Annotated in this window: 5 protein-coding genes; 1 reads left to right on the forward strand and 4 read right to left on the reverse strand. The window is 74.8% G+C overall.

Annotated features, from left to right (window positions below):
* Together ACFUEL_RS32970 and ACFUEL_RS32975 are read right to left on the reverse strand one after the other, a co-directional pair.
* Positions 1-1637 (reverse strand): type I polyketide synthase (locus ACFUEL_RS32970; RefSeq protein WP_380240788.1); only part of this gene is annotated, 1637 nt, incomplete at its 3' end.
* Positions 1638-2109: 472 nt separating this feature from the next.
* Complete coding sequence (locus tag ACFUEL_RS32975; protein ID WP_380240790.1) at positions 2110-2775, reverse strand: DUF1707 domain-containing protein; 666 nt, start codon at positions 2773-2775, stop codon at positions 2110-2112.
* Between the two features lie 275 nt (positions 2776-3050).
* Between ACFUEL_RS32975 and ACFUEL_RS32980 the strand changes: the two genes are divergently transcribed.
* Positions 3051-4052: a methyltransferase gene (locus tag ACFUEL_RS32980; protein WP_380240792.1), complete on the forward strand. Its 1002-nt coding sequence runs from the start codon at positions 3051-3053 to the stop codon at positions 4050-4052.
* 28 nt (positions 4053-4080) lie between these two features.
* On the opposite strand, the gene ACFUEL_RS32985 is transcribed toward ACFUEL_RS32980, so the two are convergent.
* On the reverse strand, positions 4081-4752 hold the full coding sequence (locus tag ACFUEL_RS32985; protein ID WP_380240794.1) for a response regulator: 672 nt from the start codon (positions 4750-4752) through the stop codon (positions 4081-4083).
* A 45-nt stretch (positions 4753-4797) separates the two neighbouring features.
* Positions 4798-6045 carry a sensor histidine kinase gene (locus ACFUEL_RS32990; RefSeq protein ID WP_380240796.1) on the reverse strand — a complete coding sequence of 416 codons (1248 nt, stop codon included), beginning with the start codon at positions 6043-6045 and terminating at the stop codon, positions 4798-4800.
* Between the last annotated feature and the right edge of the window lie 73 nt (positions 6046-6118).

Below are 6118 nucleotides of genomic sequence, written 5' to 3' on the forward strand. Positions count from 1 at the left end.
CGCGACGCCGCCAACGACCACGCCACCGCCCCCGGCTCCAACCCCGGACGCGCCGCCACCCACTCCCGCAACCGCCCCGCCTGCGCCACCAGCCCTTCGGCCGAACGCGCCGACACCGGCCACGCCGTCACCCCACCGGCCTCCAGCACCGCCGGCACCGGCACACTCTCCACCACGGCCGGGGTCTCGGCGGTCTCCTCGCCCTCACCGCCGTCCTCGTCGGCGGCGGAGGCGGCGGGCTCGGGTTCGGCCGTCGGGGCCTCCTCCAGGATGACGTGCACGTTGGTGCCGCTCATGCCGAACGAGGACACGCCCGCGCGGCGCACCCGCTCCCCGGCGGACCAGTCCACCGGCTCGGCCAGCAGCCGGACTTCGCCGGCCTCCCACTCCACGTGCGGGGTGGGCTCGTCCACGTGCAGGGTCTGCGGCAGCTGCCCGTGCTGCAGGGCGAGCACCATCTTCATCACGCCGGCAACACCGGCCGCGGCCTGGGTGTGGCCGATGTTGGACTTCACCGAGCCGAGCCACAGCGGCCGGCCCTCGGGCCGCTCCTGGCCGTAGGTGGCCAGCAGCGCCTCGGCCTCGATCGGGTCGCCGAGCCTGGTGGCCGAGCCGTGCGCCTCGACCGCGTCCACCTCGTCCGCGCGGACGCCCGCGTTGGCCAGGGCCGCGCGGATGACGCGCTGCTGGGACGGGCCGTTGGGGGCGGTCAGGCCGTTGGACGCGCCGTCCTGGTTGGCCGCGGAGCCGCGCACCACGGCGAGGATCCGGTGCCCGTTGCGGCGGGCGTCGGACAGGCGCTCGACGACCAGCATGCCGATGCCCTCGGCCCAGCCGGAGCCGTCCGCCTCGGCGGCGAAGGAGCGGCAGCGGCCGTCCACGGAGGTGCCGCGCTGGCGGGAGAAGCCGACGAAGACGGACGGGCTGGAGATCACGGTGGCCCCGCCGACCAGGGCGAGCGAGCACTCGCCGGAGCGCAGCGACTGCGCGGCCAGGTGGAGGGAGACCAGCGAGGAGGAGCAGGCGGTGTCGACGGTGACGGCCGGGCCCTCCAGGCCGAGGGTGAACGCGACCCGGCCGGAGGTGACGCTGGTGGCGATGCCGGTCAGCAGGTGGCCCTCGGAGCCGCTGCTCTGCGCGGCGGGGTCGGTGCCGTAGCCCTGGTTGTAGGCGCCGGCGAAGACGCCGGTCGGGGTGCCGCGCAGCGAGGCGGCGTCGATGCCCGCGTGTTCGAGCGCCTCCCAGGCGACCTCCAGCAGCAGGCGCTGCTGCGGGTCCATGGTGACCGCCTCGCGCGGGCTGATGCCGAAGAAGCCGGCGTCGAACTCGGTGGCGTCGTACATGAATCCGCCGTGGCGGGCGTACGAGGTGCCGGGGTGGTCGGGGTCGGGGTCGTACAGGTTCTCGAGGTCCCAGCCGCGGTCCTGCGGGAACGGGCCGATCGCGTCGGAGCCGTTCGCGAGCAGCTGCCACAGCTGCTCGGGGCTCTGCACGCCGCCGGGGAACCGGCAGCCCATGCCGACGATGGCGATCGGCTCCTGGTTCCGCTCCTCGACCTCCGCGAGTCGTCGGCGGACCTGGCGCAGATTAGCCGTCACGAGCTTCAGATAATCGCGGAGCCTGTCTTCGTTGGCCATTTAATTCCGCCACCCCTGCTTGCCGAGGATATGCCAATTCTGAATCTGCACAGCCGCGGTGCGGGATTACCGCGGGAAATGACGCGGGACCGGGCTCGCCCCGTTCTTCCGCAACCGGAATCGCCGTACCTGCCAAGGCCGAGCCCACCAGCGACAGGAACGTATCCACCGTCGGAGGACGCCGCCAACCGTGGCAGTTGAACACGCCGAACACTTGAACCCGGCCGTCCCGGGCGACCGGACCGGGGAATACGACACCCGGTCCGCGGCCCCGCGGGGCCGAATAGCACTGAATACCACACCCGGCCGATTCGGGTCCAGGATCCCGGGGCCGGACCGGGGTCCGGCCCCGGCCCGGCAGGGGCCCGGCAGGGGGTTAGCTCAGGGGTCGGCGCAGGGGTCGGCGCCGGGGGTCGGCGCAGGGGTCAGCGCCAGCGCCGACACCGACACCGACGCCGGGGCCGGGGCCGGGTCAGAGCGCGCTCTCGCCGCGCATCCACTGCCCGAGCGTCCGCCGCGGGTACCTGACCACCACGTCGCCGTTGCGCACCCGGCCCCGCAGGTTCACCCGCAGCTGGGTCGGTTCGTTCCAACTCTCCCTGGGCACGCGGACCTTGAGGTCGCCGCCGACGGAGAGTTCGTGGGTGGCCACCACGATGCCGGGCCGGACGACGACGAGCAGGTCGCTGCCGATGCCCAGGTGCACGTCCAGGTCGAGGACGGGGTGGGTGATCACCGCCTGGGTGAAGTCCAGGCAGGCGTCACCGACGTGCATCCGCAGGTCCAGCCGGCGCGGGACCTCCCAGGGGCCGACCCGGCGCAGGGTGCCGAAGCGCTGGGTGACCTCCACCAGGTCCCGGCTCGGCCCGGGTTCGATCCGGGGCACCGGCGGCGGCGGGAGCGGCGCGGCCGGCGGGGTGACCGGCAGGTCCCTGGTCAGCGCGGCCAGTTCGCCGAACGTCCGGGCGTTCAGCGCCACCGTGAGGCGCTCGTCGAGCTCGTCCACGGTGATCCGGCCGTCGGCGGCGGCGTCGCGGAGGATCTCGACCACCTCGTCCCGGTCCGTGTGCGAGGCCCGCATCTGCGCCGCGGGGACCCGCTTGCCGTCGGGGCTCCCTGACGATCCGTCGTCCGCCATGTCCCGGCACGCCCTTCCTCGTACGTGGGGTCGCGTCCTTCCGACGGTACATGACACCGGATCACCGGTCGGCCGCAACCCGCGGATCCGGTGCCGTTCAACCGGCGGCCCCGGCCCGGCCCGGCCGTTCCCCGAGGCCGGAACGCCCTGGAGCGCACGGGCAGTTGAACGGCGCGACAGTGCGTCCCGGGCGCCGCTACGGTCGGCCGGGCTGAGCGCCACCGCAATCCGCCGTCGACCGCGAGGAAGTGCACGGGACCATGGAAACGTCACTGGTGAGTCTTGTCATGGGGTCCTTCACCTCGGCCACGGTCGGCGCCGCCGCCCGCCTGGGCATCGCCGACGCCCTGGCCGCCGGACCGCTCGGGCCCGACGAGCTGGCCGCGGCGGTGGAGGCCGACCGGGACGCGCTGGTCTCGCTGATGACCGCGCTGATCGCGCTCGGCGTCTTCACCGAGGACGCGGAGGGCCGCTACGGCAACTCCCCGCAGTCCGAGCTGCTGCGCACCGACCACCCGGACTCGATGCGCTACCTGACCGCCCTGCTGTGCGGCCTGTACGCGCAGGCCGCGGCCGGCGGCCTGACCGAGGCCGTGCGGACCGGCACCTCGGTGATGCCGCACGCGTTCGGCGTCCCGCTCTACGAGTACCTCGACAAGGACCCCGAGGCCGCCCGGATCTTCGACCTCGCCATGCAGGACTGGGCCCGGCCGATCGGCGCGGTGCTCGCCGAGCACGTCCCGTTCGAGGACGTCCGCACCGTCATCGACGTCGGCGGCGGCAACGGCACCCTGCTGAAGACGATCCTGGCCGCCCACCCGCACCTGTCCGGCGTCTGCGTGGACCGCCCCGACACCTGCCGCCGCGCCGAGGCCGAGCTGCGGGCCTCCGGTGACGCCGACCTCGCCGCCCGGCTCTCCTTCCGGGCCGCCGACATCCTGCACGAGGTCCCGGCCGGCGGCGACCTCTACATCCTCAAGAACGTGCTGCACGACTGGAGTTCGGAGAGCGGCGTGCGCATCCTGGGCAACATCCGGGAGGCGATGGCGGCCGGCACCCCCGACGGCTCCCCCACCCTGCTGGTCATCGACCCGCTGGCCGAGCACGACTCCGGCGCCGCGTTCCGCAACGTCATCAAGATGATCGTCGGCGAGGCCCGCACCCGCGAGCGCACCGAGGCCGACATCCGCCGCGAGGCCGCCGAGGCGGGCCTGGCGGTCACCGCCGTCACCCCCTGCCCGTCCGACCTCAGCGTCGCCACCTGCGTGCTGGCCTGACCGGAACGGCCGCTGCGGCCGACCGCCGTCACGCGCTCCCCGGCCGGACCAGGCCGGTCTCGTAGGCGATGACCACCAGCTGGGCGCGGTCGCGGGCGCCCAGCTTGGTCATCGCCCGGTTGACGTGGGTCTTGGCGGTCAGCGGGGTGACGAACAGCCGCTCGGCGATGTCGTCGTTGGAGAGCCCGGCCGCGACCAGGGCGACCACCTCCTGCTCGCGGGCGGTGAGCACGTCGAGCCGGGGCAGCGCGGCCCGGCGGCCCGGGTCGGGCTGGGCGAGGAAGCGGCCGATCAGGGCCTTGGTGGCGGCCGGGGAGAGCAGCGAGTCGCCGGCCGCCACGACCCGGACGGCGTCCAGCAGCTCCTCCGGGTCGATGCCCTTGCCGAGGAAGCCGCTGGCTCCGGCGCGCAGCGCCTCGGCCACGTACTCGTCGCTCTCGAAGGTGGTGAGGACCAGCACCTTGACGCCGGCCAGGTCCTCGTCGGCGGTGATCAGCTTGGTCGCGGCCAGGCCGTCCAGGTCGGGCATCCGGATGTCCATCAGGACCAGGTCGGCGCGCGCGGAGCGGGCGAGCGCGACGGCCTCCCGCCCGGTGCCGGCCTCGCCGACCACCTCCAGGTCGGGGGCGGAGTCGATCAGCAGCCGGAAGGTGCCCCGGAGCAGGGCCTGGTCGTCGGCCAGCAGGACGCGGACGGTCATGGACGGGGCCTTCCTCGCGGTCGGTTCTCTCGGGCCCGGGGCGGGTCAGCCCCGGGAGCAGGTGCGGCCGCCGGCGGCGGGCAGCGGCAGTTCGGCGTGGACGCGGAAGCCCCGGTGGGTGCGGGTTCCGGTGGTGCGGGGCCCGGCGCTGAGGGTGCCGCCGGCGGCGCGGGCGCGCTCGTGCATGCCGATCATGCCGTGCCCGGTGCCCTCGCCGTTGCCCTGCCCCGGGCCCTCGACCGGGCCGGCGCCGTCGTCCTCGACGGTGATCCGCAGCTGTTCGGGGCCGAAGTCGAGGCGGACGCGCGCGGTGGCGGGCCCGGCGTGCTTGTGGGTGTTGGTGAGCGCCTCCTGGATGATCCGGTAGGCGGTCAGGTCGGTGATCGGCGGCAGTTCGACGGGCGCGCCGGAGCGTTCCAGGGCGACGGGCAGGCCGGAGTGCCGGAAGGCGTCGAGCAGGTCGTCGAGCCCGGCCAGGCCGGGGGCGGGTTCGCGCGGCGCGGCGGCGGCCCGGTCGCCGCTGTGGCGCAGCAGGCCGACGGTGGCGCGCAGTTCGTCGAGCGCGGTGCGGCTGGTGTCGCGGATCCGCTCCAGGGCCCGGTAGGCGTGCTCGGGGTCGGTGCGCATCAGGTGGTGGGCGACGCCGGCCTGGGCGTTGACCAGGGTGATGTGGTGGGCGACGACGTCGTGGAGTTCGCGGGCGATCCGCATCCGCTCCTCGGTGACCCGGCGGCGGGCCTCCTCCTCGCGGGTGCGTTCGGCGCGTTCGGCGCGTTCGACGGCGGAGGCGAGCAGTTCGCGGCGGCTGCGGACGGCGTCGCCGATCGCCACCGACAGGCAGGGCCAGGCGATCAGGCCGAGGTTCTGCGGGAGCTCCTCCAGGCCGGGGCGGACGATCAGCGCGGTGAGGGTGAGCGCGGCGGCGGCGCAGCAGCCGGTGCGCCAGGCGGTGCGCCGGTCGGTGCGGGTGGCGACAGCGTACAGCGCGACGCCGACGGCGAACATGGAGATCCCGAGGGTCTCGGGGCGCGGGCCGGGCGTGAACGGGATCAGCACCAGTTCGACCACGCCGATCAGCACGGTCGCGGCGGCCACCGGCACCGGCCACCGGCTGCGGGCCAGCAGCGGCAGGCAGGAGCCCAGCAGGAACAGCAGGTAGGCGGTGACCGAGGCGTCGCGGTGGTAGGCGGTGGCGCCGGTGACGGGCGCGGCGATCAGGAAGCAGCCCAGCGCCACCGCCACGTCGACGCGCTGCGGGCGCCCGCCGCACCACCGTCTGAGCATCTCCGTCATCCGCACTCCTCCACCGTACGCAGTCCGGTCGCACGCGGCGGGGCCCGGCCGGTCCCGTCGGCCGGCCGGGCCC

The organism is Kitasatospora sp. NPDC057198, from assembly GCF_042670125.1.
Classification (GTDB): domain Bacteria; phylum Actinomycetota; class Actinomycetes; order Streptomycetales; family Streptomycetaceae; genus Kitasatospora.

Bases quoted from the DNA above. Each gene is read 5' to 3' on its own strand.
- ACFUEL_RS32975 (WP_380240790.1), bottom strand. From the start codon at position 2,775: ATGGCGGACGACGGATCGTCAGGGAGCCCCGACGGCAAGCGGGTCCCC.
- ACFUEL_RS32985 (WP_380240794.1), bottom strand. From the start codon at position 4,752: ATGACCGTCCGCGTCCTGCTGGCCGACGACCAGGCCCTGCTCCGGGGC.
- ACFUEL_RS32990 (WP_380240796.1), bottom strand. From the start codon at position 6,045: ATGACGGAGATGCTCAGACGGTGGTGCGGCGGGCGCCCGCAGCGCGTC.